Source organism: Paraburkholderia sp. 35.1 (assembly GCF_050436525.1).
Lineage (GTDB): Bacteria > Pseudomonadota > Gammaproteobacteria > Burkholderiales > Burkholderiaceae > Paraburkholderia > Paraburkholderia tuberum.
The window spans coordinates 754727-778376 of the sequence record NZ_JBNDMJ010000001.1 but is presented as its reverse complement, the minus strand read 5'-3'; the positions used below and the strand labels follow the sequence as shown (position 1 = coordinate 778376).

Sequence of the window (23650 nt, the reverse complement as noted above, 5' to 3'; positions counted from 1 at the left end):
TCAGACTCCGTCGAGCAACGCGTCGAGATCCAGCGAGGAGCGCACGCCGATCGAATCGCCGTGCTCGGCGAGGAACGCTTCGGCGGCACGCCGGCCTTCGTCGCGCAGCATCGTCAGAAAGCTCCACTCGGCGTTCAGCTTCGACGAGTAGCCGAGTTCGGTCATCAGCTCGCTCGCGATCCGATGGATGCGCATCGCCGCCCAATGGCGGCCTTCGTCGCTGCCGGGGTCCGCCGCGCGGCGCAGCAGCGCGATCATGCGCAGCTCTTTTAGCAGCGGCGCGTTGAAGGCAACTTCGTTCAGGCGACTGATGATGTCGCGCGCGGTGCGCGGGGTTTCGTCCCGCACGACGGGATTGACCTGGATCAGCAGCGTGTCGCTCGACGTGCATTCGCGTACCAGCGGCGTCATGGTCGGATTACCGGCATAGCCGCCGTCCCAGTAGTCTTCACCGTCGATCTGCACGGCCTGAAACAGCGTGGGCAGGCAGCCGGAGGCGAGCAGCACGTCAGGCGTCAGGTCGCCATTGCGAAACACACGCGCCTGGCCCGTGCGCACGCGCGTCGCGGTGATGAACAGTTTGATCGGCGCGTCGCGCAGATGCGCGAAATCGATCGAGTCCTGCAGAATCTTCGCCAGCGGATGTACGCCGCGCGGGTTCAGGTCGTATGGAGAAAACACGCGCGCCGCGAGGTCCATCGCGATGAAGAGCGGCGAGTAGTCGAGCGTCCAGCGGCCCATCAACACGTCGAACGGGGTACGGCGAAACGGGCTGTACACCGATGCTTCGAATACTCGCCGCCAGAAGGCTTCGAGCGCGGCGCGCGCGCCGGCCGCGCCGTCTGCCTGATAGCCGCTCACCAGCACCGCGGCGTTCATCGCGCCAGCCGACGTACCCGATATTCCTTCGATCCGCAGCCACGACTCTTCGAGCAAACGGTCGAGGACGCCCCATGTAAAAGCACCGTGCGATCCGCCGCCTTGCAATGCGAGATCGATAAGGGCGGGTTCGCGGTGGGTGGGTTGGTTTTTTGTTGCAGCCAAGACGACTCCGGTAGTGAGGAGTGCTCCATTTCGCGAGCTGACGCCGCATGCACGGCGGACGAATGAACTGCTGGCCAATGCTGTGAACTACCGAACGAGGTGAGGCGTGTTTCAAAGGCGAAACATCGCACTGCACCATTGGTATTGGAAGTGGCCGGTGACTAAAAGTCAAGCGTATTCAACTTGATTCACAGAGCTTGCGAGCAACCGGCTCGTGGCCGTCATCGCCCGCTTGCTGGTCACGCGCGATTGTGCCTGGCAATGCCGGCCATTCAAGCGGAATATAGAAAAGCCGATTGGTCACGCCGAGGTCAAAAACAGCGTGTAAGGAGGCCGGCCGGCGCGCCCCGTCGTGCCGCTTAAATGCTAACTCGCGTGTATATCTTCGCTGTTTCGCCTTGCGCTAATCGCCGCGGCGTATTGCAATGTAATGTATCGTCTCGGCCGCCGGATACATTACGACAGGCATCGTCAAATCACGGAGAGCATCATGAACGCCGGGTTGCTGCAAGGGTCCTGCCACTGCGGGGCCGTCAAGTTCGAAGTTCGCACCGAAATCGTTCCGGCTGGTCGTTGCAACTGCAGCCTGTGCCGCCGCAAGGGCGCGCTGATGACGCCGCTCTTTCCCGCCAGTCAGTTGAAGATTCTGAGTGGCGAGGATTCGCTGACGCTATACCAGTTCAACACGAAGGTCGCGAAACACTACTTCTGCAAGCATTGCGGCATCTATCCTTTTCATCAGACGCGCAAGGATCCGCAGCAATGGCGCGTCAATATTGGCTGCCTCGACGGGGTCGATCCTTACGCGCTCGAAGCCGGCGTGGCCGATGGCGCGAGTCTTTCCGTGCTGGAGGACGCATGAAACGCCTGTTTGCCATCGCTGTGTTCGTCGCGGGCGGCTTCGCGGCCGAACTCGCGCATCCGTTGCAGTGTTCATTGATCCAGTCGAGCGGCGTGCAACTCAAACGCCGCAGCAGATAATCCGTCGATGGAAACCTCCGACCACGTACTGATCGTCGATGACGATCGCGGTATCCGTGAACTGCTCGCGGGATACCTCGAGAAAAACGGCGTGCGTGTCTCGCTCGCGGCCAATGGCCGCCAGATGCGCGCCGCGCTCGAGAACGGCGCGCCCGACCTGATCGTGCTCGACCTGATGCTGCCCGGCGAAGACGGCCTCCTGCTGTGCCGTGAGTTGCGCGCGGGCAAGTTCCGCACTGTGCCGATCCTGATGCTGACGGCGCGCAGCGAGGAAGCGGACCGGATCGTCGGCCTCGAAATGGGCGCCGACGATTACCTGACCAAACCGTTCGCCGCACGCGAGTTGCTCGCGCGAATCCGTTCGGTGCTGCGCCGCGCGCGCATGCTGCCGCCCGGCATGGAGGTGACGGAGTCGGCGCCGATGCTGTGCTTCGGCGACTGGCGGCTCGACACGACCGCGCGCCATCTGCTCGACGCGGACGGAACCGAGGTGGCGTTGAGCGGCGCGGAGTACCGTCTGTTGCGTGTGTTTCTCGATCATCCGCAGCGCGTGCTCACGCGCGATCAGTTGCTGAACCTCACCCAGGGACGCCAGGCCGATCCGTTCGACCGCTCGATCGATCTGATGGTGAGCCGCCTGCGTCAACGCCTGCGGGACGGCGCGCGCGAGCCGCGCTACATCAAGACGCTGCGCAGCGAGGGCTATGTGTTTTCAGCGGCCGTGACCGCGATCGGAGATCCGCAATGAGCGCATCTCCATCACCGTCGTTGCTGCGCTGGCCGCATTGGCCGCGCACGCTGTTCGCGCGGCTCGCGGTGATTTTGTTCGTCGGGCTCGCGCTCGCGCAGGCGCTGTCGTTCTGGCTCACGATGACCGAGCGCGACCAGACGATGACCAACATCATGATGGGCTACATCGAGCGCGAGGTGGCGAGCTCGGTCGCGCTGCTCGATCATCTGCCGCCCGACGAGCGCGCCCAGTGGCTGCCGCGGCTCGCGCGGCGCAGCTATGAGTTCGTGCTCGGCCCGGGCGTGCCAGGCACCCCGGTCGACGCGAGCCTGTCGGCGCGCGTCGCGCAGTCGATCGGCGATGGCATCGGCACGCGTTATCCGTTGACCGTCAACGCAGTGCCGGGCGATCGCGAGCGTCTGCAGGTGCACCTGAAACTGAGCGACGGCACGCCGCTCACCATCGACCTGCGGCCGATGCCCGGCGCCCCGTTGTCGCGCTGGCTGCCGCTCGTGCTGACGCTGCAGCTGCTCGTGCTCGCGGCCTGCTGCTGGCTGGCGGTACGGCTCGCGACGCGTCCGCTCAATCAGCTCGCAGTCGCGGCCGACACGCTCGGCCCCGACCTGAAGGCCGCGCGTCTGCGCGAAGCCGGTCCGTCCGAAGTGGCGCGCGCCGCGCGCGCGTTCAACGCGATGCAGGACCGGATCGCCACGTACATGACCGAGCGCATGCAGATTCTCGCGGCGATTTCGCATGATTTGCAGACGCCGATCACGCGCATGCGTCTGCGTGTCGACACGATGGACAACGACAGCGAGGCCGCAAAGCTGCGCCAGGATCTGCAGGAAATGGAGGCGCTGGTCAAGGAAGGGGTCACCTATGCGCGCACGATGCATGGCACGACCGAGGTGCCGCGCCGCATCGATCCCGATGCACTGTTCGACAGCCTGGTGTGCGATTACGTCGACGCGGGTCAGCAAGTGTCACTGCAGGGCCACTTCGGCCAGTCGCTGACGATGCGTCCGCAGGCGTTGAAGCGAATCGTTGGCAATCTGGTCGATAACGCGCTGAGGTACGGCGGCGCCGCGCAAATCGATATCGGGGCGTTGCACGATGGCGAGGCTACCGTGTCGGTGCTCGATCGCGGTCCCGGCATTCCGGTCGAGTCGCTGGAGACGGTGTTCGAGCCGTTCGTGCGGCTCGAAGGGTCGCGCAATCGTCAAACGGGCGGCACGGGGCTGGGGCTCGCGATCGCGCGGCAACTCGCGCTCGCGATGGATGCGACGCTCACGCTGCACAACCGCGTCGGCGGCGGTCTCGAAGCGCGGCTGACGTTGAGGAAGTTGCGCGAGTCATAGTTGGACCTCTTGCGGCGCGGACACGCGGACGATTCCGTCAGAAAAATTCACAAAGCCCGCCATTATGAAATCGTCATTGGGTTTGGACTCTTAATGACCCCCGCGCGCCATTTCGAGCTGTGGCTCTGGTGCTTCTCAGTAGTTCTGAACGACCACCGGTTCAGCTCGCTTCTGCGATTCCCCATCATTTGAGAAAACCGCGACGGTGATGCGGCAGGTCGCATCATTGTTAAATCATCGATATTCAAAGCGGCTTATCGATGCGAGCGATTCAGATGCGTGGTGAATGGTTAATTCGCAAATTCAACCAGATTCGGCAACGCAGCATCGATGGATTCGCTCGCATAGCGAGCCACAGTCCGTTACCTTGTCTTCGATAAATTGACAAACGCCAATGGACAGACCAGTCTTTTCGTGTGGTGGTTGCAGAGTAGCGCGGCTGATCAACAGCAAGATTGGCCGAGAGACACGTTTCGTTCGAATCTGATTAAAGATCCTTGTTAAAAAGGTAACTAAAAGGAATCCGAATGGCGTCCACTCCACAAAAGATGTCAAAAATGCAACTCACCGGGATGGTGGTGGGCGGCATGGTCGGAGCCGGGATCTTTTCCCTGCCGCGCACTTTTGCCAATGCCACCGGTCCGGTGGGCGCCGTGATTGCCTGGCTGATTGCGGGCACGGGCATGTATATGCTGGCGCGCGTGTTTCAGGCGCTGGCGGAACGCAAGCCCGAACTGGACGCCGGCGTGTTTGCGTATGCGAAAGCGGGCTTTGGCGACTATCCGGGCTTTCTCTCCGCATTTGGCTATTGGATCGGTAGCTGTATCGGCAACGTTTCTTACTGGGTGCTGATCAAGTCGACACTCGGCGCGTTTTTTCCCGTGTTCGGCGACGGCAATACGGTCGTCGCGATCGTCGTTGCATCGATCGGCATCTGGCTATTTCATTTCATGATCCTGCAGGGCGTGCAGCAGGCGGCCTTCATCAACAGTATCGTCACGGTCGCCAAGATCATTCCGATTCTGGTGTTCATCGTGATCCTGATCTTCGGCTTCCGGTTGGACCTGTTCCAGGCCAACCTCTACGGCGGAGGACTCGAAGGCAATATCCTCGAGCAGGTGCGGGCCACGATGCTGGTCACGGTGTTCGTGTTCATCGGTATCGAAGGGGCGAGCGTTTATTCCCGTTATGCGAAGAAGCGCTCCGATGTCGGCCAGTCGACGATTCTCGGCTTCGTCGTCGTGACCTCGCTGATGGTGCTCGTGACGATGCTGCCTTACGCAGTGCTTCAGCGCGCCGACATCGCGGCCATGCGGCAGCCGTCGATGGCGGCGGTGCTCGAAGCGGTGGTCGGTCATTGGGGCGCGGTTTTCGTCAGCATAGGTTTGCTGATTTCGGTACTGGGCGCTTATCTCGCCTGGTCGCTGATCTGCGCCGAAGTGTTGTTCACGGCGGCAAAGACCGAAGACATGCCCGCCGTATTCGCGAGGGAAAACGCCAACAAGGTGCCTGCCAATGCATTGTGGCTGACCAACATCGTGGTGCAGTTGCTCGTCATCAGCACCTACTTCTCGCGCGATGCGTTCGCGCTGATGCTGAATCTGACGAGCGCGATGTCGTTGATTCCGTACCTCTTCGTTGCGGCGTTCGGCTGCATGAACGCGAATCGCGGCGACGGTTACGACGTGCGCGCCGACGAGCGCCGGCGTGACTTCATCATGGCCGCAATCGCCTCGATCTATACGGTCTTCATGATCTGGGCGGGTGGCCTGAAATTCATTCTGCTTTCCGCCGTGCTGTATGCGCCAGGAACGGCGCTTTATATCTGGGCTCGGCGCGAGCAGAACAAGAATGTCTTCATCGTTTCCGACTGGATCATTTTTATCGTTGCGATCATTGGCGCGATCATCGGCATCTATGGCCTCGTAACCGGAAGGATCGCGATTTAGCTTTAATGAAATCCGATTGAACAGAGCGGGCCAACATTGGCATTCAGGAGATCATCATGGCGAACACGGACGCGAAAGCGGGTGAATTGGGTGTCTACTCGGAAGTCGGGCAGCTGCGCAAAGTGATGGTCTGCACACCGGGGCTCGCGCATCAGCGTCTTACCCCGAGCAATTGCGATGAACTGCTGTTCGACGACGTACTGTGGGTCGAGAACGCGAAGCGCGACCACTTCGACTTCGTCACGAAGCTGCGCGACCGCGGCGTCGAAGTGGTGGAGATGCACAATCTGCTCGCCGAAACGGTCGCGGTGCCCGAAGGCAAGAAGTGGATTCTCGACAACCAGGTGGTGCCGAATCAGGTCGGCCTCGGCTTTATCGATGAATTGAGAAGCTATCTGGAAGGGCTCGACAATCGCAAGCTGGCCGAAACGCTGATTGGCGGGCTATCCACTCACGACTTCCCGGAAGCGCATGGCGGCAAGGCGCTGGAGGTCGCGAAAGAAGCGGCGGGCGGCACCGAATATCTGCTGCCGCCGCTGCCGAACACGCTGTACACGCGCGACACGACGTGCTGGATCTATGGCGGCGTCACGCTGAATGCGCTGTACTGGCCGGCCCGCCACGAGGAGACGATCCTGACTACGGCGATCTACAAGTTCCACCCCGATTTCGCGGGCAAGGTCAACGTGTGGTGGGGCGACCCGACTCAGGACCACGGTCTCGCCACGCTGGAAGGCGGCGATGTGATGCCGATCGGCAAGGGCGTCGTGCTGATCGGCATGAGCGAGCGCACCTCGCGGCAGGCCATCAGTCAACTGGCTGCAATGCTGTTCAAGAAGGGCGCGGCCGAGCGCGTGATCGTCGCGGCGATGCCGAAGATTCGCGCGGCAATGCACCTCGATACCGTGTTCACGTTCGCCGATCGCGATTGCGTACTGGTCGCCCCGGACTTCATGGCGAAGACGCGCACCTATTCGTATCGGCCGAGCAGCCATCCGAGCGGCGTCGAGTTGCACGCCGAAAACAAGCCGTTCACCGACGTCGTCGCCGAGGCGCTCGGGCTGAAGCATCTGCGCGTGGTCGAGGCGGGCGGCAGCGACTATCAACGCGAGCGCACGCAGTGGGATAGCGGTGCGAACCTCGTGTGCGCGGCCCCGGGCGTCGTCTATGCATACGACCGCAACACGTACACGAACACGCTGTTGCGCAAGCAGGGCATCGAGGTGATTACGATCGTCGGTGCGGAGCTGGGCCGTGGACGTGGCGGCGGTCACTGCATGACCTGCCCGATCATCCGCGATGCGGTCGACTATTGATCAGTCAAGCGAATCAATCTGGCCGGTGACTGGCAAAGTGTCGCCCGCTCGCTGAAGTGGCGAGCGGGCGACAGCGCCGCGCGCGCGTCCGCCGCCGCCAGGAACGGCGCGATCCGTCCAGACGATCGACGCGACGAATCGAATCGCCCCGCTAATCGCCGGGTTGACGCACGCGGTAGTGGTGGGCAGGTCCGGCTTGAAGTCGAACTTCCTTTTACTATACTTTTTAACGACTTCGCGCCTGAATTATCGAATTTGATATCTCGCGATTTGCAAGGATTACATTCGATAGACCAGCGATCGCTGCAATGAAGTTCGAGTTAATGAATCTGCGAGTAGCTGGACGATCACTTTTCACGTCAATCGCGTGAATGCTCGGAGCTTTCATCCACCGCACGGAGGTTCGAATATGAATAATCGCTTTGTTGCGCAACTCGTCGCCTTGTCGTTTGCCGGTATGTCCGCGCTCGCGATTGCGGCTGGGCCCATGAAGGACCAGGGCGGCGGCCAGATGGCCGGTACGGGCCGTCAGCAGGTGATGCCGACGATTCCGCACCGTGACTGGCATAAAGGTCAACGTGTGCCGGCCGAATACCGTAACTACAACTTCATGATGGACGACTGGCGCGGACATGGCCTCAATGCGCCGCCGCGCGGGCACAAATGGCTGGGTATCAATGGCGACTATGTGCTCGTAACGACGAACAACTGGACCATTTCAGACATTGTCGCCGGAACCCAGTAATGCTTCCTCGTGGGGCCCGGGCTATCCGGCGACCAGTTTTAGCGCCGGAACCTGGGCCATTCATCGACACGACATGATTTCGTCATTTTCGCGTCGATTTAATGCTGCGTGTCGTATAGCCGGTCGGGAACGAACAATGCAGTCACGCCGCTCAAAAAGAACACCGCGCCGACCACGAGAAAGCCAAGTCCGATCGAGAACTGCGTCGCGATAAAACCGATGACGATCGGCGCCGCCCCCGAACAGAAGCGCCCGAGATTATACGAGCCGCCCACCGCGGTGCCGCGCACCGACGTCGCAAAACTCTCCGACATGAATGTGCCGATCGTGCCGAGTGGCACGCCGTACAGAAAGCCGAAGACAAGCATCAGCGTGGAAATGTTGTCGTGGGTGTGCCAGAAAATGATCACGGGCAGAAAGAGTGCCGCACCGATACAGCCGAGCACGTACACGCCGCGCCGGCTCCAGCGGTCACCGAGCCAGCCCGCGAAGATCTTGCCGATGAAGGCGACCACGTATGTGCCGATCATATAGCCGGTCAGCGAGCTGAACTTGATGTGCAATTCCTTCTCGAGATACGTCGGCAGCCAGTTGTTCAGGCCGTAAAAGCCGGACAGCACGAAGGTCGACGCGAAGGTCCACAGGATGAACATCGTGCGCGCCTGGCGGTCGCGGAAAATCTGCGCGTAGCGATTGTCGACGAGCCGCGTTTTGCTCGCATGGTCGGCAGCCCGGCTCGCGAGCCATGCCGCCGGTTCGGGCACCGCGAACTTGATCACGAATGCGAGCAGCACCGGCACGGCAGACACGTAGTACAGCGTGCGCCAGCCGTACTGCGGCAGGATCCAGTTGCTGAGTGCGATCACGACGATATAGCCGGCCGAAATGCCGGTTTGCAGCATGCCGAGTACCAGCGAGCGCCGTTCTGTCGGCACATATTCGGCTACGAGCGTGGTGACCAGCACCATGCAGCCAATGCCGAGCGAACTGATAAAGCGCACCGCCGCGAATTCGACGAAGCTGTGCGTGAACCCGAGCATCCCCGCGCCGAGCGAGAACAGCGCGAGCGCCCATGCGATGACCCGCACGCGGCCGAGACGATCGCTCGCCCAGCCGCCGACAATGCCGCCGATCGCCATGCCGAGCAAGGTCAGACTGCCGAGCGCGCCCGCTTCGACATTGGTCAGCCCGAAGTCGTCCTTGATGCGCGACAGGGTGAGGCCGTACATCATCACGTCGGCGCCATCGGCGATCAGCGCGAGGTAGGCGAGCACGAAGACCAGCACCCAGCGGCCTTGCGAGACGGCGGAATGGGTCACCGCTCGATAGTTTTGCAGGTCGGATGGTGTTTTCATGAACGGGCGGCGCAAGCGGGGGATGCCGTATTCTGCTTGAGCAGAGCGGGGACGAGGAAGGCGCCGATCAGGAGGCCTATGCTTTCATGACGGCTGGTGTACCAGCCTTCCTTGTGGGTCAGGTTCATCGTACCGATGCACACGCCATCATAGGCGATCGGAATGTTGAGGATCGAGCCGAGACCGATACCTGTCATCACCGCATGATCGTCGAAGGCCTCGCGAATGCCTTGCGACGTGGCGGCACGAAACGGCTTCAGATCCTGAAGTATCTGTCGCGACCACGCGGTGCCTTGCTTCTTTTTGCGGCCGCCCAGTGGATAGATGTCCGGCAGGTTCGTGTAGACCCGTTCGACCTCGTGACGCCGCGCATCGTAGGACATGATCGTGAACAGGCTTAGGCCTATCGCCTTTGCCGCCACCGCGTGAACCGCGCGGAACAGCTCGAGCGGTTGGTTCTTCAGGCGCATCGCCAGCGCGAGACGCTCGAGGTCTGCGATATCCAGCATCTGCGTATCGTGCGGTGCGGGTTCGGTCAGGTTGCCTTGCATCATTTGCATCGCGTTTGCATCGGAAAGTGTGAAAAGTCGCAGTGCGTTTAGCCGTGCATGCGGGTGGAGTTCAACTGGGCTCGCGCGTCGCGAGCCGGTTCGAGTTCGCTCGCCTCGATATCTTCGAGCGAGCGGTTGCGCGTTTCGATGCCGAAGAAGAACACCACGCATGCGCCGATCACCAGCACCGTCGTGGTCATCGCGAATACACCGAGGAAACCGGACAGCGGATAAACGAGGCCGACGAGGATCGGCGCGCTGACCGAGCCGATGCGGCCGAACGATGACGACGAGCCCGTGCCAGTCGTACGTACCGCGGTGGGAAACACTTCCGGCGTGTAAGCGTAGACGCCGGCGAATGCGCCGTTCATGAAGAACGACAGCGCGATGCCCGCGGTCATGATCTGTATGCCGGTGTGAGAAAACGCGAGCGTGATCGCGGCGATGCCGCCGAACAGCATGTAGGAAGCGACCACCGCCTTGCGGCCGATCTTTTCGTTGAGCCACGCCGCCGAGAAGTAACCGGGAATCTGCGCGCCATAGATTGCAATCGAATAGCCGAAGCTCTTCGTCATCGTCAGCCCTTCCTTGACGAGCAGGCTCGGGATCCACGCGAAGAACGAGTAGTACGCGAACGCGACCGAGAACCACATCAGCCAGCTGACCGCGGTCGTGCGCGCGAGTCGCGGCGACCACAGCGTGAGCACGTTGCGCCACGCGTTGCCGCGCGCCGGCGTCGAGGCCGGCGTGGGCAGCGCGTGAAGCGCGTGGTTCGCAGTCACGGGCGCAAGCGCAATGCCGCGCTCGACGAACGCCGCTTCGATGCGGCCGACGATGCCGTTCGCTTCGGCCGCGCGGCCCTGGCTTTCGAGCCAGCGCGGCGATTCCGGCAGCGTCCGGCGCCACCACAGCAGCATCACGACGGGCAGCGACGTGATCACGGCCAGATAGCGCCAGCCGTCGACGAAGTTGCGCACCACCGCGAAGCCGAGAATCGACGAGGTCAGATAGCCGAACGACATGAAGCCGACCAGCGCGCCGCAGAAAATTCCGCGATAGCGGCGCGGCACGAATTCGGCGAGAAACGGCGCGATCACGACCGTCTCCGCGCCCGAACCGAAGCCCGCGACGACGCGCAGCGCGAAGAACGTGTGCCAGTCGTGCGCGGTCGCGCTCGCGAGAGACGCGACGCAATAGATGGCGAGCGCGCTCATCATGATGCGGCGCCGGCCGATCACGTCGGCGAGCACACCCGACAGGAACGCGCCGAAAAAGTAGCCGATATAGGTGCTGCTCGCGACGAGCCCGGTCTCAGCGCTCGTCAATTGCCACAGCTTGCTGACGACCGGCAGCAGGAACGCGAGCGACGACGAATCGAGCCCGTCGAACATGTACCCGAGCCCGCCGATCAGCAGCAGTCTGCGGTGAAAGCTCGACAGGGGAAGTCTTTCAAGACGGGCGGCGACGGCGGACACGGCAGCTTCTCCTGAAGGAAATGGCGCGGCGAGGCCGCGCGTTCTGCGCTGATGGATGCTTCGGGCCGCTTATCGGCCGATTGCATAGGCCTGCATCTGACGCGGTGTAGCGGCGCCTCGCATCAAACCGTTGCGGATCGCGACCGCGCAGACCCGGCCGAGCGCCCACGGTTCCGCGACGGTGAGGTCGTGGCCCCGCGCGTGCAGTTCGCCGAGCGTGCTGTCCGGAAAGCGCGACTCGGCCGACATCTTGCCGAGCTGCATCGCGCGCGGATAGAACGAGCCGGGGAAGTGCGCGGTCTGGAACGAGGGCGCATCGGCGGCGGCCTGGAAGTTCATGCCGCCATGCACGTGCTTGAGGAACAGCTGCAGCGACCACTGATCCTGCTGGTCGCCACCTGGCGTGCCGAAGGCCGCGTACGGTTTGCCGTCGCGCGTGACGAGCGTCGGCGACAGCGTGGTGCGCGGCCGGCGGCCCGGGCCGAGTGACGAAGGCAGGCCTTCTTCCATCCAGAACATCTGCGCGCGCGTGGTGACGTTGAAGCCAAGCCCCGGCACCGCCGGCGACGCCTGCAGCCAGCCGCCCGACGGCGTAGCCGACACCATGTTGCCCCAGCGGTCGACCACGTCGAGATGCACGGTATCGCCGCGCAATTCGGGCAGCGGCGCGAACGTCGGCTCACTTTGGCCAAAGCCGCCGGCCTGCTCGCGCCCGGCATTCGCGACGATGCGCGCGGCGCGCTGCTCGCTGTCGCCGAGCAGCCCGGGGCGGAATTCGAACGACGCGCGGCGCGGATCGATGAGGCGGCGCCGGTCGTCGTTGTACGCGTCGCTGAGCAGCACGTCCATCGGCACATGCGAAAACGCCGGGTCGCCGTAGAACACTTCGCGATCGGCGAATGCGAGCTTCGAGCACTCGATCACCGTGTGCACGAAATCGGGCCCGAGGGGGTCCATCGCGCCGAGATCGAAACCCTTCAGCAGCGCGAGCTGTTGCAGGAACATCGGGCCCTGGCCCCACGGGCCGGTTTTGTGCACGCGCATGCCCGCGTAGTCGTAAGACACCGGGTCTTCGTAGGTTGGCTCCCAGCGCGCGAGATCGCCCGCATCGAGCAGACCGCTATTGCGCAGGCCCGAGGTGTCGAGCACGGCGGTCGAACGGAAGTACTGGTCGATCGCGTCGGCGACGAAGCCGCGATAGAAGACATCACGCGCGCGTTCGCACTGCTCGGCGCGATCGCTGCGCGTATTCGCCTCGCGCAGGATGCGCTTGTAGGTTTCGGCGATCGCGGGATTCGCGAACAACTGGTTCGGCATCGGCGCCTCGCCGTTGCGCAGCCATTGCTCGGCCGAGGTCGTCCATTCGGTGCGGAAGAAGTCCTGAATCGCGAGAATCGACGATGCCATGCGTGGCAGCACCGGATAGCCGTTTTCCGCGTAGCCGATCGCATAGCTCAGCACTTCTTCGAGCGGCAACTGGCCATAGTCGCGCAGCAGCGCCATCCACGCGCCGAATGCGCCCGGCACGACCGCGGGCAGCAGGCCCGTGCCCGGCACCACGTCGAGCCCGATCTTGCGCATCCGCTCGATCGTCATGCGCGCGGGCGTCACGCCTTGTCCGCACAGCACGCGCACGCGTTCTTCGCGCGCGCTGTAGAACACCACCGGCAGCTCGCCACCCGGCCCGTTCAGATGCGGCTCGACGATCTGCAGGACGAAGCCGGCCGCGGCGGCGGCGTCGAACGCATTGCCGCCTTTTTCGAGGACCGCCATCGCCGATGCGCTCGCGAGCCAGTGCGTCGAGGCCACCATGCCGAAGGTGCCGATCAGTTCTGGACGGGTTGTAAACGACATGCGCGACTCCTTGGCGACGACGGTCCGAATCGAAGAACCAATATTGAATGGTTCAATTGGAGAAAATGAAAGCGTAAAACTAACGAAGCCGGGTTGCACCCGGTGTTAACCATCAACATGCGACCAGTATAGCGAATCAAAAATCACCGGGTGCTGGTATGTCATGCCGCCGCGATTCTGGTATCGTTTGGACCAATACAAATTGGTTCAGTGGACAACATGGACAAACCGGTACTGGATGCGCTGCTCGACTACATCGCCGATCATCAGTTGAAGGACGGCGACGCGCTGCCGCCCGAACGAAAGCTCGCCGAGGAACTGGACGTGAGCCGCCGCGAGCTGCGCGCGGCGCTCGCTTCGCTCGAGGCGTCGGGGCGCGTGTGGCGCGGCGTCGGCCGCGGCACCTATCTGGGCGCGCGGCCGCTGAAGTTTGCGCCGACGCTGCGCGGCTTGCGCGCCGGCACCAGTCCCGCGGATATCGCCGAAATGCGGCTGCTGTTCGAGCCGGCGCTGGCCGCGCTGGCCGCGACGAAAGCGAGTGGCGACGATCTGCAGGAGCTGGAGAAATGCGCACGCAAAAATGCCGCCGCGAAAAACGACGACGAGTGGCAGCAATGGGATCATCGCTTTCATTTGCTGATCGGACATGCCACGCGTAATCCCGCGTTGATTGCGTTGATGGAGGTGATCAACGGTATGCGGGTGAAGCCGGAGGTGCGCGAGAAAACGTCCGCGCAGGAGACGCGGCAGTTTTTCGCGCAACAGCATCAGGCGATCGTCAATGCGCTGAAAGCGCGCGATGCGGATGCGGCCGCGCAATGCATGCGCGAGCATCTGCTGAGCGTGCAGTGGCGTGCGTCGGCGAAGACCGATGGTGCGGCGGCGCGGCGTGCGTGAGGCTGCCGTGGTGCCGCGCGTCGATCAGGATGGCGGCGCTTTACTGCGCAAGCTTCCGGTTCAGCCGGCGCATACCGTCGAAGACCGCATCGGCCACGTCCAGCGGAAAGTCGGCGGGCAGTTGCGACGAGACTGTGTCGATCACCGTCTCCGTTTGCGCGGTCAACTGATCGATCAGCGTATCGACGTCCGCGGCGGAAAAACCGACGCGCTGTCCTTCGGCCACCCAATGCCGGCGCTGGATCTGATTGAGCAGGTAGTGGACGTTCTTGCCGCGAACCGCCATCGCCAGTTTCACTTTTTGCGCCGCGAGGCGCCCCGCGCCGCTGCCGATGATCGGATGTGCGGACAGCACGTCATAAAGCGGCGTGGATTCGTAGCGATTGCCGGGCAGATGCGCAATGCTGAAGTTCTTCGCGTGGCCATCGGTCGCGGCGAGCAGCCAGAAAACCAGCTGCGTCGCGAAGAAGTTGCGCCGGTCCGTCGTCGCGCGTGTGGACCGCGCGAGTATCTCCATGATCGCCTCGATGCCCGGACCGCCGTCGGACTCGTACTTGTGCAGCGCCGACGTGCCAGTGGCCTGGCACATGTCCTCTTGCGGCAGACGCACGATCCACGTGGCGTCGCTCGACAAGCGGCGATCGAAGCGCTCGACGATCAATACCTTCTGCTCATCGAATCGCGCGATTTCGCAACGCGCGACGGGGAGCCCGTAGGCCGCGACGATCTGCGAGCACAGCCATTCGTTTTCCACCGACGTGCGCATATCGGCGCGCATGTTGCCGACGAGCCCGAGCGGCAGCTTGAAGATGTGCGTGGTCGGCGTGCTGCCTTCGGGCAGCAGCCAGCGATTGCGATGACGGAGCAGCGCGGTTTTTTCCTGCGCGCCGGCGATCGACAGACGCAGGTCTTCGAGCGGATCGTGCTGCCCGAGCGGCGCCGCCGTCGTCGTGCCGCGTAGCAACGCCGCGATGTCGCTGTCGCTGAGTTCGCGACCGTGGATGCTCGTCAGATCGCTCGGCTCTTCGTCCGGCGACAGCAGTTGCAATGCGCCGACGCAGTCGCGGCCGAGCGCGGTGAGCAACGCAAACGGCGCGGCGCTGCCGGTCCGGTAGCGCGCGGCGATGCGGCGCCGGATCGGTTCGCTGTCGGGCAGCAGGTTGTCGAAATAGTCGGCGACGATCTGGCCGCGATACGCCTGATTGCCCGGTGTGAACGGCAGCGACAGCGATAGCGGACGTCCTTGCGGATCGTCGATCCATTCGTCGGCATAGCTCAGACGTTCGCCGCTGCGTGTCGTTTCCCAGGCGCCGACCCGCAGGCCGTTCATCCACAGATTCAGACGGTTCGGTGTGCTGCGCGCCATGCTTACCAGTCCTCCCGTTTCTTGCTGGTGCTGGCCGCTTTGGTTGCCTTGGCGGGTTTGACCGCTTTGGGCTTTTGCGCCCACGGTCCCGGTTTGAGCGGCACGCGCGTGGCGCGTTTAGCGTTGCTTTTTGCGTCGACCGGCGTTCCGGCGACCGGCGCTCCGGCGGCCGGCGTTCCGCTCCCGGCGCGGCGGGAGCGGTTCGGCGCCGGCGCGGCGTCTTCCACGGCCACGCTTTGCGTCGATCCGCTCTGCGCGAGCTTCAGATCGACCTGCAAGACCCGCAACACCCTGAAGAGCCGTTCGACGCTGACGGTCGCCGGATTCGCTTCGAGTTGCGCGTAGGTCTGTTGCGTGACCCCGAGATGCGCGGCCATCGCGGCCTGAGTGAGGCCGGCGGCCTTCCTGAAGCCCTGCAGGATCGGTCTGAGCTGGCTCAGTGTCTTGATGGCGTAGTCCACGGTCGATCTCCGGTTCGGCTGCGGCGGCGTAACAGCCCAAAACCTGTAAATAACAGATACAGTCTATACTCTGTATTTAGCAAATACAAGCTAGAGACTGTTAATGACGAGCACGGACGCATTGGAAACGGCGTCCCGTCACGCTACTCTCACGCAACTAACGGTCAACCGCGCACCGCCACCCCCTTCGCTGCTGCGCAGCCCCTGCGCCGCAGGCAACATGTGATCCACCGAAAATAAAGATGATGGACAAACGCAACCATAAAATCGCATCTGTTTCACTGCTGGTTGGTGCTGCCATCAGAAGAAGCAACGCCTCGACCGGAAATAGAGAAATCCGAATCGTTTTCGATTGACGATCTAATCAGGAGGCCGAACATTCAGGCAAAACAAAAGCTGTTTTCGCATCGCGTGGCTAGAACACTGAATGGCCGTCGATAACGAATCGCTAGCAATATCACGGGCGCTCAAATCGAGCGCAGGATAACTGACGAGTGTTGACGCGCATTGCATCGTATCCTTTCGCTCGCTGAATGAAATTTGACACAAATGTCACGCGCCGCGCATCGAGCCGAAACGGGCTTGGAAATTACAGAAAAGGCTGTAGACTCTATAGCGTGTATTACGCGGCGACGCCAACACGAGTCCAATCGTTGCGCGCCTACAGCATCTGTGCAAATCACTCCAATCCGCCATGAGATTTTCTGCCATCAAGGTGTCTATTCGCTGATACGACCCAACGCCAATAGAAGCCGAACCGGCGAACCACGCCGACCGGTGAACCTGAAAGGAGATTCGACGAGACACACAGACCATTTTTCCAAATAACGCGATCGACGCCGCCGGATGCGGTCGCCGGCGGGCCGCTGGAGAACATAACTTCTTTGGAGTATGTGATGGCAAGCAAACCACAATGGCGAACGCTGTTATCTCTGACTTTTCTATCGCTGGCAATGATGGGCAACGTGGCGCGTGCGGAGAGCATTCCAATTGTCACAGGCCAGCAATGGATGCAGTCGACCGATGAGCAGAAGAAAGCGTATCTGGTCGGCATCTCGAATTTGATCGACGTCGAGCGCGCCTATGCCGGCAACATGGCGAACAGCAATGACATCGCACAGCGCTTCGGCAAGGGCATGCAAGGCCAGACACTGGACAGCGTGCGTCAAGGCCTCGACGGCTACTACGCCGCCAATCCCACGATGATCCAACACCCGGTGATCGAGACCCTCTGGTTTCAGATGGTCATGCCCGGCCTGAAGAAAAATCAGTAAGGAGAACGATCATGAAACGACTTGGGTGGATCGTCAGTATTGGCGCACTGGCTGCGATGATCGGTTGCACGGACATGAGCCCGCAGACGCAGGGAACGGTGAGCGGCGCGGCACTTGGCGCGGGCGCCGGTGCGGGCATCGCGGCGATCTCCGGCGGCGATGCGTGGACCGGCGCGATCATCGGCGGCGCGGCGGGCGGCGTGGCCGGCAATATCCGCGGCCGTCAGTAATTACCGGCGAGCAGGCAAGGCTGGGGCGCGACCTGGGTCACGTCCCGGTTTCGTTACTGAAGCACACGGCCCGATCAGGCCTTGATCAGGCATTCCACGGCCGTCGAGTGAAGCGATTTCCGAGGCGTCGCTGAAGGACCGTTCTTCCATGGGGCACCTCTCCCTTCTCCGCGATGCCGTATGCATTCCGTGCCATTTTCCTCACGTCGAACGTCAAGTAGCGAAGCGAATGGGGCGAATTCATTCGCGCTCGCGACATCGCGCATCCCCAGTTCGTCATGAAAATCATCCGTTCATACTCGAGCCGCTGTCGACGTCGCGTTGCCCTCCCGGCCGACAAAGTTTGAACCGGTGATTAAAAGCCCTTAGGATATCCACATCGGAAGCCGCCGCGATGGCGGCATGCGCACACCACGCAGAGAGCAGTCTGCGCGCGGTGCAACCTTCATCTCATCAAGAGAACACGAATGCTGCGCACGTCACTGAAGGTGATAAAGATAAGTGCATGGGTTTTGGTGCTGCTGGCGGTGCTCGCATTGGGGCTACGCGCGTGGTATTCGCAGCGCGGGCCGGAGCTGTCGGTATGGCACACCTATGTGCCGCGCGAAATGACCGTCGAGGAAATGGACACCGCCGACTGGAACGCATACATCAAAGCGGAAAATCGGATTTTCGACGACGTGCGCGTCAATGTCGTTGAAAAGCTGCGGCCGTCCGAGCGCATTCCGGCGAACCGCTATTACGAGGGCTCGCCGATTTTTCCGTGGCATTTCGCCGAAAACTGGAATCACTCGTACATTCTCGAGCCGTCGGGGCCACCCGTCGGCGCGGTCGTGCTGCTGCACGGCATGACGGATGCGCCGTACAGCATGCGGCATATCGCGCGTCGATATCGTGATCGCGGTTTCGTCGCGATCGGCATCCGCTTACCCGGACATGGCACGGTGCCGGCGGGGCTCGTCGACGTGCACTGGCAGGACTGGACCGCGGCCACTCGGCTCGCGGTGCGTGAAGCGCGCCGTCGCGTGGGGCCGGACAAGCCGATCGAGCTGGTCGGGTTTTCGAACGGCGGCGCGCTCGCACTGCAATATGCGCTCGACGCGATCGAGAATCCCGCGCTCGCGCGTCCGACGCGCGTCGTGCTGATCTCGCCGATGATCGGCGTCACGCGTTACGCACGCTTTGCCGGTCTCGCCGGATTACCCGCGGTGCTGCCGGCCTTCGCGCGCGCCGCTTGGCTCGGCATCGTGCCGGAGTTCAACCCGTTCAAGTACAACTCGTTTCCGGTGAATGGCGCGCGACAGTCCTTTCTCCTCACGAGCGTGATTCAGGATCAGATTGCGCGGCTCGAGCGCGAGAACCGGCTCGATAAGTTGCCGCCTATCCTCACGTTCCAATCGGTGACGGATTTCACGGTCAGCACGCCAGCGGTGATGTCGGCGCTCTACGACAAGCTGCCGGAGAACGGCAGCGAAATCGTGCTGTTCGACGTGAACCGCAGCGTGCGCTTCAGGACCTTCCTGCGCTCCGCGTCGTACACGGCGCTCTCGCGCCTACTGCGCATCGGTCCGCAGAACTATCGCACGACGGTGATCACCAACGTGTCGCCGGATTCAGCGCATACTGTCGAGCGCAGCGTTTATGCGGGCGAAGTGCAAACGCGTGTCAAGCCGCTGGATATCGACTATCCGCAGGATATTTTCTCGTTGTCGCACGTCGCGATTCCATTCCCGATCACCGACGCGCTGTACGGCATCGCGCCGGACGATTCGGAGAACTTCAACGAGCACCTCGGCACGCTCGCGCCGCGCGGCGAACGCGGCACACTGATTTTGACGCTCGATTCGATGTTCCGCATCGCGTCGAATCCGTTCTTCCCGTATCTGCTGCAGCGTATCGACGAAGGCATCGGCAAGATGCCGCCGCCGGTCGTCAAGTCACCGCCGCGCACGCATGAAACCGCCGACGGTCCGCCCGACGATTTCCCCGAAAATCTGAATGCGCTCGAGCAGGTCGGCTCGGACGAGCCTTGAAATCTCGATGCTTTGAATCAAGCTGACGGCAATTGCACTGCCACCCTCGCGAGATGTGACCAGACGGCCCGCACCTACCGCGGGCCGCCTGCTTTTCGGCTCGAAGATCGACGTTACGGCTGATACGACGAATCGACGATCGTCCACAGCGCCGCTTTCGGCTGCAGGTTCGCATCGAACGGCAGCGGCAGGTTGTTGCGCGGCACCGGCGTCGACGTCAGCCACGTGTGCTTGTCCGAATAGCCCCAGAACGTGACCGCCTTGATGCTCGGCTCCTGCTCGAACAGAGCGAACACGGCGCGATAACGCTCGGCCTGCGCGCGCATGATGTCGTTCGGCACTGGATGCCCGAGGTCCGGCAGACATGCATGCGGATCGCTCCAGCATTCACCGGGATCGGCATAGAGACTCACGTCGAGCTCGGTCACCTGGTTTTCGAGGCCGAGCGCGGCGACGTCGTCGAACGCCTGCTTGATGTTCGGCAGAGGTGGCCAATTTACGCTGATATGCATCTGATGCCCGACACCGTCGATCGGCACGCCCTGCGCGCGCAAATCGCGAATCACCGCGAGCAGCTTTGCGCGCTTGCGCGGATCGTCGGTGTTGTACTCGTTGATATAGAGCTTCACGTTCGGGTCCGCCGCGCGCGCCGCGCGGAAGGCGATCGCGATGTAGTCCTTGCCGAGCGTCCGATACCACGGACTGTCTTCGCGATACACCTGATGCGGATCGTCGCTGATCACTTCGTTGACTACGTCCCACGCGTAGACCTTGCCTCGGAAGTGTGTGACGACGTCGGTTACATATCGATCGAGCCGCTTCGCGACGATGTCGTGATAGAGCGGATCTTTCGGATCGCCGGCGAAGAACCAGTCCGGCGCCTCGGTCCAGTCGCCGGCCTTGAAGTGCCACAAGAGCGTGTGCCCGCGCACCGCAATGCCGTGCGCTTGCGCGAACGCGACGATCCTGTCGGCCGGTTCGAAGTTGTACTTGCCTTCCGCGACGCCGATCGTGCCCGGCTTCATCTTGTTCTCGGCGGTCAGGCTCGAGAACTGGGCGGCAACGAGCGCCGCGTCGGCGGGACTGTCGATTGAATCAGGTTCAATCGCCGCGCCGACCTTGAAGTGCGCGGCCATCACACTGCGCAATGGCGGCAGCGCCTCAGCGGGCGCCGCGGCGAGCGGCCGGCCGTCATGAGCGACGGCGGCCTGGTTGTGCGCGCAGCCTGCGGTTGCGAGCGCGCAAACGGCGACGGCTGCGCAGAGCATGCGCATTGAAGTCCTCAAAGGACGCACTCCTGGTCTCCTTGTGACGCAATGCCGGTTCGGATGTCTTCTCTAACTATGTTTACCGTTACCGGTAACAGCGAAGATGTTAAGCAGCCTCTGTCAGCCCCGCTATGAGGGATTTACCTGACATATCGACGAGACATGGATGGTGAATCAGCGTCGAGTCGACCGGCTTGACACGGCGTGGGTTGAAAGCGCTTTCAGATGGGGATTGCACGAAACCGCCGCGCGGCTAACGGCGCGAAACAGGGCGCCAGTCACTGAATCCCAACTGGCGAGACAGAAAAACCGAATCCGTTCAACGCGCGGGTTTGCTTCAATCGTCGTCCGCGCCGCGATTCAGTTTGATTTCAATGCCCGTTCAGCGAGCCAGCGTCGGGCGAGAGCCGGTTGTCCACCGAGGTGACACCCGGTACCGACATCGCACTCTGCTCGGCACGCGCGACATGGTCCCGCTCTGGCACCCATCCGACCAGCGTGATCCGCCCCGAGTGGGCAAAGACGAACACATGTGACATCCCGACTCCGCTGTGCGCCTCCGCGACCCGCACGCTATGGGCGAGTTGTTGGTCGGTGGCTTGCGAATCCTGGGCATGGGCCGCCGGCGCTATTGCGCTTGAAATCAGCAGCGCGAGTGTAGAAACAAAGGCTGTTTTCACGATACCTCCTTAGAGTGCCAAGGTGTGCCGGCAAAATCCGCCGGCGAATCTTCCGGTTCGACTCGATGCGAGGCGTCGGAAGTGCACTGGACAAAATCCTCTTTCCACTGCATGCGTCGCGGTTATCGCGGTTGCGCGCCGAGGTTTTGCCAGTCGGGGCGATGGGCGGTCGTGCCTTCGCCCGCAGAAAAGTTGCAAGGGCAGCGTGTTCGAACGGGACGTCGCATGTGCGGCGCGGCGGGGGAACAGCGAGAGCCGAGGGATGGGAACTGGCTGGAGCGGTCGTGATGGAGCGCGAGAGCCAGACGGATGCGCCGACAATCCTGCACTCAGCCTGCTACGCGGCTGAGCCCGGCTCGTTGCCCGGCATCGTATGCATTGATGATAGTCGCTAATGTCCACCACTGCTGGCGGCTCCTGCGCCAGTTCGTCAAGCCCAAACCGGCAATGCAAGCGAGGCGGCTCGTTGCATCTTCGCAACATCAAGCGCGAAATTTTGCTTGCATTCGAGCGCGTCTTCCTCGTTAAGCAAGCGCTGAGCGACGCGCGAGACGGATTCGCCCATCGTTTCGGTGCATGAGTTCAAACGGATTTCCGACGCTTGTGACCATCACGTAATGGTCACAAAGCAGGGCGCTACTGCGGGATCGTCCGGCGCGCAACTGTTATCGATAACAGCGTTTTCCCTGAGCAGTTAGTTTGATGCGCGGCGCAAGGCCATCCCTATAATCGCCTCGAAATGTGAAGCGAATAAGTAGCGAACATTTCGGCAAGAGGGAAAACGTGTGAGAACGCGTGCGTCCTGTGCGGCTTGGAGACGCCAAAATATATATATAAGGATATCTAAATGAAGAAGAAGCTTATTGCTGTGTCGGTGATGGCAGCCGCGACGACGGTGGCCCATGCGCAGAGCAGTGTCACGTTGTACGGCCGTATCGACAACGGCATCCAGTTTGAAACCGGCCTCCCGGGCGGCCACGCATGGTCAGCCCAAAGCGGCGACTGGGGTTGCTCGTGGTTCGGCCTGCAGGGCGCCGAAGATATCGGCGGCGGCACGAAGACGGTCTTCCAGCTCGAAGGACAGCTCAACACGATGACCGGTGCATCCGCGGGCAATCTGTTCGGCCGTCACGCAACGGTGGGGCTGACGAACGACCACTGGGGTTTGTTCAAGATCGGTAACCTCGGCGCCGGCGAACTTTCGCAGGACAGCTGGGGCACCGACCCGCAGGTGATGCAGCGCTACGCGATCTCGACACTGGTGCGCGGTCGCAACTGGGCGAGCACCAGCAACGGCGCGGAGTACAACTCGCCGGTGCTGTTCGGCGGCCTCGTGCTGAAGGGCCAGTATTCGCTGACCAACAACACGAGCTGGAACTCGGCGCCTGTCAACTCGGCTGGCGTGCCGACCGGCCAGGGTCGTACGAACGCGGTCGAAGGTGTGTACACGTGGGGCAACGGCGACGTCCGCGTGATCTATGACGAAGTGCGCGGCGCCAACGGCTCGTTCAACAACGTCTACTCTGCTTCGCGGATGGCCCTTGTCGGCGGCACGTACGTGCTAGGTCCGGTCAAGCTGTACGCGGGCTACCAGCACCTGAGCGCGCCTGACGCGACCAACGCGAGCGTGGGCGTAACCGATGCGTCGCAGCCTCTCGGCGTGAGCGCGCCGACCAGTGTGAACCACGAATGGGTCGGCGCTGCATGGCAGGTCACGTCGCCCACGCTGTTGACGGCTGCGGTCTACCACGCCAACGCGAACAACGGCAACGGCAATGGAACGCTGTTCACGCTCGCCGCGACGTACGCGCTGTCGAAGCGCACGTTCCTGTACACGGAAGCCGGCTACGTGCACAACAGCTCGACGTCGAACCTGAACCTCGGCAACGGGCCGTACGGCAACAACAACTTCGATGCGGTGACGGGCACGTCGTCGAACAGCAACCCGAACTATGGTCATAGCCAGACCGGCGTGTTCGCCGGGATCATGACCTCGTTCTGAGTTGAGGTTGCCTGATCAGCAATCGCAGTGATCTCTTTGTTTCAAGGACTGTTTATTTCTCTTTCATAGAGAGGCCGGTGC

At 62.2% G+C, this 23650-nt stretch carries 22 protein-coding genes; 12 read left to right on the top strand and 10 right to left on the bottom strand.

Annotated elements, in window-relative coordinates; all coding sequences use genetic code 11:
- The gene (locus OKW27_RS03815) at positions 1 to 1044 is read right to left on the bottom strand and encodes a patatin-like phospholipase family protein (protein WP_184061761.1); all 1044 of its coding nucleotides are present in this window, start codon (positions 1042 to 1044) and stop codon (positions 1 to 3) included.
- A gap of 490 nt (positions 1045 to 1534) precedes the next feature.
- On the opposite strand from OKW27_RS03815, the gene OKW27_RS03810 reads away from it, so the two are divergent.
- From OKW27_RS03810 to OKW27_RS03780, 7 genes are all read left to right on the top strand, one after another.
- A complete protein-coding gene (locus OKW27_RS03810) occupies positions 1535 to 1906 on the top strand; it encodes a GFA family protein (protein ID WP_090810665.1) in 372 nt (123 codons plus the stop codon).
- The gene (locus OKW27_RS03805) at positions 1903 to 2025 is read left to right on the top strand and encodes a hypothetical protein (protein ID WP_260332763.1); all 123 of its coding nucleotides are present in this window, start codon (positions 1903 to 1905) and stop codon (positions 2023 to 2025) included. The genes OKW27_RS03810 and OKW27_RS03805 overlap by 4 nt, the downstream gene beginning before the upstream one ends.
- A gap of 7 nt (positions 2026 to 2032) precedes the next feature.
- Positions 2033 to 2773, top strand: a complete 741-nt coding sequence (locus OKW27_RS03800) for a response regulator (RefSeq protein ID WP_429332601.1) — start codon at positions 2033 to 2035, stop codon at positions 2771 to 2773.
- Positions 2770 to 4113 carry an ATP-binding protein gene (locus OKW27_RS03795; protein WP_090810663.1) on the top strand — a complete coding sequence of 448 codons (1344 nt, stop codon included), beginning with the start codon at positions 2770 to 2772 and terminating at the stop codon, positions 4111 to 4113. The genes OKW27_RS03800 and OKW27_RS03795 overlap by 4 nt, the downstream gene beginning before the upstream one ends.
- A gap of 527 nt (positions 4114 to 4640) precedes the next feature.
- Positions 4641 to 6062, top strand: a complete 1422-nt coding sequence (locus OKW27_RS03790) for a basic amino acid/polyamine antiporter (RefSeq protein WP_429332600.1) — start codon at positions 4641 to 4643, stop codon at positions 6060 to 6062.
- 56 nt (positions 6063 to 6118) lie between these two features.
- Positions 6119 to 7378, top strand: coding sequence for an arginine deiminase (gene arcA, locus OKW27_RS03785; RefSeq protein ID WP_429332599.1), 1260 nt, complete (start codon positions 6119 to 6121; stop codon positions 7376 to 7378).
- Positions 7379 to 7787: 409 nt separating this feature from the next.
- Positions 7788 to 8123 (top strand): RcnB family protein, encoded by a 336-nt coding sequence (locus tag OKW27_RS03780; protein ID WP_090810661.1) that lies wholly within the window; start codon positions 7788 to 7790, stop codon positions 8121 to 8123.
- A 98-nt stretch (positions 8124 to 8221) separates the two neighbouring features.
- Here the strand turns inward: OKW27_RS03780 and OKW27_RS03775 are convergent, their stop codons facing one another.
- From OKW27_RS03775 to OKW27_RS03760, 4 genes are all read right to left on the bottom strand, one after another.
- The gene (locus OKW27_RS03775) at positions 8222 to 9478 is read right to left on the bottom strand and encodes an MFS transporter (protein ID WP_429332598.1); all 1257 of its coding nucleotides are present in this window, start codon (positions 9476 to 9478) and stop codon (positions 8222 to 8224) included.
- On the bottom strand, positions 9475 to 10038 hold the full coding sequence (locus OKW27_RS03770; protein ID WP_429332597.1) for a GAF domain-containing protein: 564 nt from the start codon (positions 10036 to 10038) through the stop codon (positions 9475 to 9477). Before OKW27_RS03770 ends, OKW27_RS03775 begins: the two co-directional genes overlap by 4 nt.
- 38 nt (positions 10039 to 10076) lie before the next feature.
- The gene (locus tag OKW27_RS03765) at positions 10077 to 11504 is read right to left on the bottom strand and encodes an MFS transporter (protein WP_429332596.1); all 1428 of its coding nucleotides are present in this window, start codon (positions 11502 to 11504) and stop codon (positions 10077 to 10079) included.
- Between the two features lie 69 nt (positions 11505 to 11573).
- Complete coding sequence (locus OKW27_RS03760) at positions 11574 to 13358, bottom strand: gamma-glutamyltransferase family protein (RefSeq protein ID WP_429332595.1); 1785 nt, start codon at positions 13356 to 13358, stop codon at positions 11574 to 11576.
- Positions 13359 to 13577: 219 nt separating this feature from the next.
- On the opposite strand from OKW27_RS03760, the gene OKW27_RS03755 reads away from it, so the two are divergent.
- Positions 13578 to 14255: a FadR/GntR family transcriptional regulator gene (locus OKW27_RS03755; RefSeq protein WP_184045149.1), complete on the top strand. Its 678-nt coding sequence runs from the start codon at positions 13578 to 13580 to the stop codon at positions 14253 to 14255.
- Positions 14256 to 14295: 40 nt separating this feature from the next.
- On the opposite strand, the gene OKW27_RS03750 is transcribed toward OKW27_RS03755, so the two are convergent.
- Both OKW27_RS03750 and OKW27_RS03745 read right to left on the bottom strand, forming a co-directional pair.
- The gene (locus OKW27_RS03750; protein ID WP_429332594.1) at positions 14296 to 15621 is read right to left on the bottom strand and encodes a type II toxin-antitoxin system HipA family toxin; all 1326 of its coding nucleotides are present in this window, start codon (positions 15619 to 15621) and stop codon (positions 14296 to 14298) included.
- 2 nt (positions 15622 to 15623) lie between these two features.
- Entirely contained in the window at positions 15624 to 16082 is a 459-nt protein-coding gene (locus OKW27_RS03745; protein ID WP_429332593.1) for a helix-turn-helix transcriptional regulator, read from the bottom strand.
- A gap of 896 nt (positions 16083 to 16978) precedes the next feature.
- On the opposite strand from OKW27_RS03745, the gene OKW27_RS03740 reads away from it, so the two are divergent.
- From OKW27_RS03740 to OKW27_RS03730, 3 genes are all read left to right on the top strand, one after another.
- On the top strand, positions 16979 to 17356 hold the full coding sequence (locus tag OKW27_RS03740; RefSeq protein WP_090810644.1) for a hypothetical protein: 378 nt from the start codon (positions 16979 to 16981) through the stop codon (positions 17354 to 17356).
- Between the two features lie 11 nt (positions 17357 to 17367).
- The gene (locus OKW27_RS03735) at positions 17368 to 17586 is read left to right on the top strand and encodes a YMGG-like glycine zipper-containing protein (protein ID WP_018422694.1); all 219 of its coding nucleotides are present in this window, start codon (positions 17368 to 17370) and stop codon (positions 17584 to 17586) included.
- A 467-nt stretch (positions 17587 to 18053) separates the two neighbouring features.
- Complete coding sequence (locus tag OKW27_RS03730; RefSeq protein ID WP_429332592.1) at positions 18054 to 19619, top strand: alpha/beta hydrolase; 1566 nt, start codon at positions 18054 to 18056, stop codon at positions 19617 to 19619.
- A gap of 113 nt (positions 19620 to 19732) precedes the next feature.
- Here OKW27_RS03730 and OKW27_RS03725 read toward each other — a convergent pair whose 3' ends face one another.
- The 3 genes from OKW27_RS03725 to OKW27_RS03715 all read right to left on the bottom strand — a co-directional run bounded on the left by OKW27_RS03725 (position 19733) and on the right by OKW27_RS03715 (position 22132).
- Entirely contained in the window at positions 19733 to 20893 is a 1161-nt protein-coding gene (locus OKW27_RS03725; protein WP_429332591.1) for an endo-1,4-beta-xylanase, read from the bottom strand.
- Positions 20894 to 21258: 365 nt separating this feature from the next.
- Positions 21259 to 21567: a BON domain-containing protein gene (locus OKW27_RS03720; protein ID WP_429332590.1), complete on the bottom strand. Its 309-nt coding sequence runs from the start codon at positions 21565 to 21567 to the stop codon at positions 21259 to 21261.
- Positions 21568 to 21997: 430 nt separating this feature from the next.
- Complete coding sequence (locus OKW27_RS03715) at positions 21998 to 22132, bottom strand: hypothetical protein (RefSeq protein ID WP_429332589.1); 135 nt, start codon at positions 22130 to 22132, stop codon at positions 21998 to 22000.
- A 282-nt stretch (positions 22133 to 22414) separates the two neighbouring features.
- Here OKW27_RS03715 and OKW27_RS03710 point away from each other — a divergent pair, with 282 nt between their 5' ends.
- A complete protein-coding gene (locus tag OKW27_RS03710; RefSeq protein ID WP_090810635.1) occupies positions 22415 to 23569 on the top strand; it encodes a porin in 1155 nt (384 codons plus the stop codon).
- Positions 23570 to 23650 lie beyond the last annotated feature (81 nt).

What these genes read in the sequence shown, in the direction of transcription:
- OKW27_RS03810 (WP_090810665.1), top strand. Translation starts at nt 1,535, where the DNA reads ATGAACGCCGGGTTGCTGCAAGGGTCCTGCCACTGCGGGGCCGTCAAG.
- OKW27_RS03805 (WP_260332763.1), top strand. Translation starts at nt 1,903, where the DNA reads ATGAAACGCCTGTTTGCCATCGCTGTGTTCGTCGCGGGCGGCTTCGCG.
- OKW27_RS03800 (WP_429332601.1), top strand. Translation starts at nt 2,033, where the DNA reads ATGGAAACCTCCGACCACGTACTGATCGTCGATGACGATCGCGGTATC.
- OKW27_RS03795 (WP_090810663.1), top strand. Translation starts at nt 2,770, where the DNA reads ATGAGCGCATCTCCATCACCGTCGTTGCTGCGCTGGCCGCATTGGCCG.
- OKW27_RS03790 (WP_429332600.1), top strand. Translation starts at nt 4,641, where the DNA reads ATGGCGTCCACTCCACAAAAGATGTCAAAAATGCAACTCACCGGGATG.
- arcA (WP_429332599.1), top strand. Translation starts at nt 6,119, where the DNA reads ATGGCGAACACGGACGCGAAAGCGGGTGAATTGGGTGTCTACTCGGAA.
- OKW27_RS03780 (WP_090810661.1), top strand. Translation starts at nt 7,788, where the DNA reads ATGAATAATCGCTTTGTTGCGCAACTCGTCGCCTTGTCGTTTGCCGGT.
- OKW27_RS03775 (WP_429332598.1), bottom strand. Translation starts at nt 9,478, where the DNA reads ATGAAAACACCATCCGACCTGCAAAACTATCGAGCGGTGACCCATTCC.
- OKW27_RS03770 (WP_429332597.1), bottom strand. Translation starts at nt 10,038, where the DNA reads ATGCAAATGATGCAAGGCAACCTGACCGAACCCGCACCGCACGATACG.
- OKW27_RS03760 (WP_429332595.1), bottom strand. Translation starts at nt 13,358, where the DNA reads ATGTCGTTTACAACCCGTCCAGAACTGATCGGCACCTTCGGCATGGTG.
- OKW27_RS03755 (WP_184045149.1), top strand. Translation starts at nt 13,578, where the DNA reads ATGGACAAACCGGTACTGGATGCGCTGCTCGACTACATCGCCGATCAT.
- OKW27_RS03750 (WP_429332594.1), bottom strand. Translation starts at nt 15,621, where the DNA reads ATGGCGCGCAGCACACCGAACCGTCTGAATCTGTGGATGAACGGCCTG.
- OKW27_RS03740 (WP_090810644.1), top strand. Translation starts at nt 16,979, where the DNA reads ATGGCAAGCAAACCACAATGGCGAACGCTGTTATCTCTGACTTTTCTA.
- OKW27_RS03735 (WP_018422694.1), top strand. Translation starts at nt 17,368, where the DNA reads ATGAAACGACTTGGGTGGATCGTCAGTATTGGCGCACTGGCTGCGATG.
- OKW27_RS03730 (WP_429332592.1), top strand. Translation starts at nt 18,054, where the DNA reads ATGCTGCGCACGTCACTGAAGGTGATAAAGATAAGTGCATGGGTTTTG.
- OKW27_RS03725 (WP_429332591.1), bottom strand. Translation starts at nt 20,893, where the DNA reads ATGCGCATGCTCTGCGCAGCCGTCGCCGTTTGCGCGCTCGCAACCGCA.
- OKW27_RS03715 (WP_429332589.1), bottom strand. Translation starts at nt 22,132, where the DNA reads ATGGGCGAATCCGTCTCGCGCGTCGCTCAGCGCTTGCTTAACGAGGAA.
- OKW27_RS03710 (WP_090810635.1), top strand. Translation starts at nt 22,415, where the DNA reads ATGAAGAAGAAGCTTATTGCTGTGTCGGTGATGGCAGCCGCGACGACG.